Origin of the sequence: Bradyrhizobium guangdongense, assembly GCF_006483445.1 — a bacterium.
GTDB classification, from domain to species: domain Bacteria; phylum Pseudomonadota; class Alphaproteobacteria; order Rhizobiales; family Xanthobacteraceae; genus Bradyrhizobium; species Bradyrhizobium guangdongense_A.
Map to the genome: position 1 here is coordinate 1 of NZ_PPPT01000294.1, position 4,089 is coordinate 4,089.

The 4,089-nt window shown below is 62.4% G+C and carries 4 protein-coding genes; all 4 read right to left on the bottom strand.

Features of this window, described 5'->3' with window-relative positions:
- Positions 1-568 (bottom strand): YgjP-like metallopeptidase domain-containing protein (locus C2U70_RS32010; RefSeq protein ID WP_140982626.1); only part of this gene is annotated, 568 nt, incomplete at its 3' end.
- A gap of 226 nt (positions 569-794) precedes the next feature.
- Positions 795-2,123 carry a polyhydroxyalkanoate depolymerase gene (locus C2U70_RS32015; RefSeq protein WP_140982628.1) on the bottom strand — a complete coding sequence of 443 codons (1,329 nt, stop codon included), beginning with the start codon at positions 2,121-2,123 and terminating at the stop codon, positions 795-797.
- Positions 2,124-2,245: 122 nt separating this feature from the next.
- Positions 2,246-3,064, bottom strand: coding sequence for an ABC transporter permease (locus C2U70_RS32020; protein WP_140982630.1), 819 nt, complete (start codon positions 3,062-3,064; stop codon positions 2,246-2,248).
- Positions 3,065-3,227: 163 nt separating this feature from the next.
- Positions 3,228-4,022 (bottom strand): ABC transporter ATP-binding protein, encoded by a 795-nt coding sequence (locus C2U70_RS32025; protein WP_140982632.1) that lies wholly within the window; start codon positions 4,020-4,022, stop codon positions 3,228-3,230.
- Between the last annotated feature and the right edge of the window lie 67 nt (positions 4,023-4,089).

Here is a 4,089-nt window from a genome sequence, read left to right on the forward strand (position 1 = left end):
CGCCGAGCTCGGCGGCATAGACTTCGGCCGAACGCTGCAGGTCGTGGCGCGCTTCGCGCTTGAGCCAGTCATGGACGCGGCGATCGATGTGCTCAGTGCCGCCGGCGACGCAGATGATGCGTTCGCCGCTCTCGCGCATCTCGGTCCACACCGTGCCGCGCTCGCCGGCGCGATGCACGATCCGGTGCGGCACGCCGCGGAGCGGGATCACCGTGCCCGCCTGGAACGGCGCCGCCTTCGGCAGACGGCCAAGGCGCGCCGCGATCCAGCCGCCGTGACGCTGCGCGAAGTCGCGCGCGTCGGCCAAGGTGCCGCGCGGCGGCATGGTGAGGATGGCTTCACGATCGCTGGGATGGATTCGCAGCGTGTAGCGGCGCGCGCGGCGGTGCCGGCGCAGCCTGATCGCAAAATATTGCGACCCGTGCTTGATCAGGAGGGTCGAAGGTTCGTGAGGCCGCCGATAAAGGAGCGCGCGTGTGGCCATTTCTGTCAGTCCGGGGAGGAGAAGTTCGCCCGGATTCTGCCATAACCGCCGCCAGGGAAAGCGCTCGGCGCAAAAACAAATCATTTGCCCAATATACAGGGGTTCCGGCGACCTGAGACCCTACAGGCTGGGGTTGGAACCGGCTTTTTTCGCCCGCTCTGGGCGCATGAAGCCTCCCCAAAAGCTGAGGTCGGACTCACTCCTATAAAGCTACCTAATTACCGCGAATCTGGCCGAGATTTGGCCCGCCCGACAGGGTCGGAACAGGCTCAAATTTCGGATTTTGGCCGATATCGATGCGATTCCGCGTTTATTCAGCGGCTAAAGCAAGCAACGACTTGGGATTTGCGGACGAGACCATGAAGTCGTGGATGCGCGGCACGATCTCGGACTTGAAGCGCGAGCCGTTGAAGACGCCGTAATGTCCGACGCCCTTCTGCACATAGTGCACGCGGCGATGTTCGGGGATCGACGAGCACAAACCATGCGTCGCTTCGGTCTGACCGATGCCGGAGATGTCGTCGTTCTCGCCTTCGACCGTCATCAGCGCGACGCGCGTGACCTTCGAGGGGTCCACGCGTGTGCCGCGATGGGTCATCTCGCCCTTCGGCAGCGCGTGCTTCACGAACACGGTGTCGACGGTCTGGAGGTAATACTCGGCCGAAAGGTCCATCACGGCGAGATATTCGTCGTAGAATTCGCGATGCTTGTCGACGAGATCGCCGTCGCCCTTCACCAGATTGGCGAAGAGCTGCTTGTGGGCGTCCATGTGGCGATCGAGATTCATGCTGATGAAGCCGTTGAGCTGCAGGAATCCCGGATAAACGTCGCGCATCATGCCCGGATGCGGGAACGGCACCTTGGTGATGACGTGGTTGCGGAACCAGTCGATGCCGCGCTCCTGGGCGAGGTCGTTCACCGCGGTCGGATTGCGGCGAGTGTCGATCGGGCCGCCCATCAGCGTCATCGACGTCGGCACGAACGGATCGCGCCGCGCTTCCATGATGGAGACGGCCGCAACCACGGGGACCGACGGCTGGCACACCGCCATCACATGGGTGTTGCCGCCGAGCACATGCAGCATCTCGATGACGTAATCGATGTAGTCGTCGAGATCGAAACGGCCTTCACTGAGCGGCACCATGCGGGCGTCGGCCCAATCGGTGATGTAGACCTCATGCGCCGGCAGGAAGGCTTCGACAGTGCCGCGCAGCAGCGTCGCGTAGTGGCCGGACATCGGCGCCACGATCAGCACGCGCGGCTGCGGGCTGCGCAACGGACGGGTGAACTTGCGATCGAAATAGAGCAACCGGCAAAACGGTTTTTCCCAGACCGAGCGAACCTCGACAGGGACGCGGACGCCGTTCACCTCGGTGTCGTCGAGGCCCCATTCCGGCTTGCCGTAGCGGCGCGTGGTGCGCTCGAACAGCTCGCAGGCTGCCGCCATCGATTTGCCGAAGTCGGTGTGCGACCACGGATTCAACGGATTCTGAAACAGGATCTTGGTGGCATCAGTGACAGCGCGCGCCGGATTGAGAGAGGCCTGCGCCATCTCGTACATCCAGTACATCGGCGTCGTCAGAACCGGACTGCCTTCGGCCGCTAAGGGCGGTGCGCCGCCAAACTCACCAATGGGCATTATCGTGCATCCTCTCGCATCGCAGCATACTGCCGAATGCGTAATATTGCGTCAATGCACGGAACCGTACATCTACGTGCTCGCAGCGCAAAAAAGGCCTCGAATCCACGAGAAAAGTGAGATTATTCGCCACCCGACAGCAGCGAGCCATTTTTCTTGGCGCTGCGCAAAAGGGCAAGGAATGCCCCAAAAGATGCAACCAGCAGCAGGCAATTTATCAAAAATGCATCCAGCATGAGGTCGGTGCGGAAGGTGCCTTCGATCAGCAGGGCCCGCATTCCCTCGAACACATAGGTCGGCGGCAGCGTCCAGGCGACGGTTTGCAGCCAGGCGGGCAACACGCTGACGGGATAATAGATGCAGGCGAGCGGCATCAGCGCGAACATCAGCGTCCAGACGATGCTTTCGGCGCCAAGCCCGTTCCGCAGCACCAGGCCGGACACGAAGATGCCGACCGACCAGCTCGTAAAAATCAGATTGCAGAAGAACGCGATCAGCGGCAGGCCGAGGCTGTAGAGATTGAAGTGAAACAGGAACAGCGCGAGCAGCGTCATCGGGACGATGCCGATCGCGAGCCGGATCAGGCTCATGATCATCAGCGCGAGCAGAAACTCGATCGGCTTCAGCGGACTCATCATGAGATTGCCGATGTTGCGCGACCACATCTCCTCCAGGAAGGAGATGGAGAAGCCGAGCTGTCCGCGGAACAGGATGTCCCAGAGGATGACGGCGCCGATCAGCGTGCCGCCGGCGCGCGCGAAGAAGTTGGCATTCTCGGCGATGTAGAGCTGCAGGAAACCCCAGGTGATAATCTGGAGGATCGGCCAGTACAACAGCTCCAGCAGCCGCGGCCAGGACGACAGCAGCAGATACCAATAGCGCAGCACCATCGCGTTGATGCGATGCATGGCGAGGCCACGATGGAGGGAGATTTCGGTCATGGTTGGCACCCGTGGCGGGGGTGAAGCGAAGCGCCGTAGGGTGGGCAAAGCGGAGCGTGCCCACCATCAAAGTCAACCACGTATGACGCAGAAGAGGTGGGCACGGCGCTTCGCGCCTTTGCCCACCCTACGAGAGCTGCGTAGCGGAAACATTTGGGCTCGCTCATCGCAGCGTCTCCTGCACCCGGCCGCGCGCGACGTCCAGAAACACCTCCTCCAGCGTCGTCCGATTGTACCTGGCCATGATGGCGTCGGGCGTGTCGTCGTCCTCGATGCGGCCGCGCTTCATGATGATGACGCGGTCGCAGAGCCGCTCGACCTCGAGCATGTTGTGCGAGGCGAGCAGGATGGTGGCGTTGTTGGCCTTGCGATAGGTCTCCAGATGCGCCCGCACCCAATCGGCCGTATCCGGGTCGAGCGAGGCGGTGGGCTCGTCCAGCAGCAAGAGCTCGGGCTCGTTGATCAGGGCCTTTGCCAGCGCAACGCGGGTCTTCTGCCCGGCGGAGAGTTTTCCGTTGGCGCGATCGATGAAATCGTTGAGGTCGAGATCCTCGGCGAGCTTTGCGATGCGCTCCCTGAGGTTCTTCACCGCATAGAGCTTGCCGAAGATGGTCAGGTTCTGCCGCACCGTGAGCCGCATCGGCATGTCGACATAGGGGCTCTCGAAATTCATCCGGCCGAGCACCTCGGCGCTTTCGTCCGGCATGCGGTGGCCGAGCACCGAGACCTTCCCCGAGGTCGGCAGCACCAGGCCCATGATCATCGCGATGGTGGTGGTCTTGCCGGCGCCGTTGCCGCCGAGCAGGCCGGTGATGCTGCCGCGCCGAAGTGAGAAGGAAATGCCGTCGACCGCGCGGGTCTGCTTGTAGACCTTGACCAGGCGATCGACCTCGATGGCCGCGGCGAGCTCGCGATCCGCGACAGTCGGCCAGCTTGAAGCCTTGGCATTCTCGGTCATGCTGGCCGTTCTTCTGCTATTGCAGCGAGGAGCGCAAGACTTGACTAAGGCATGACGATGTGGAAGC

What these genes read in the sequence shown, in the direction of transcription:
- C2U70_RS32025 (WP_140982632.1), bottom strand. Translation starts at nt 4,022, where the DNA reads ATGACCGAGAATGCCAAGGCTTCAAGCTGGCCGACTGTCGCGGATCGC.
- C2U70_RS32015 (WP_140982628.1), bottom strand. Translation starts at nt 2,123, where the DNA reads ATGCCCATTGGTGAGTTTGGCGGCGCACCGCCCTTAGCGGCCGAAGGC.
- C2U70_RS32020 (WP_140982630.1), bottom strand. Translation starts at nt 3,064, where the DNA reads ATGACCGAAATCTCCCTCCATCGTGGCCTCGCCATGCATCGCATCAAC.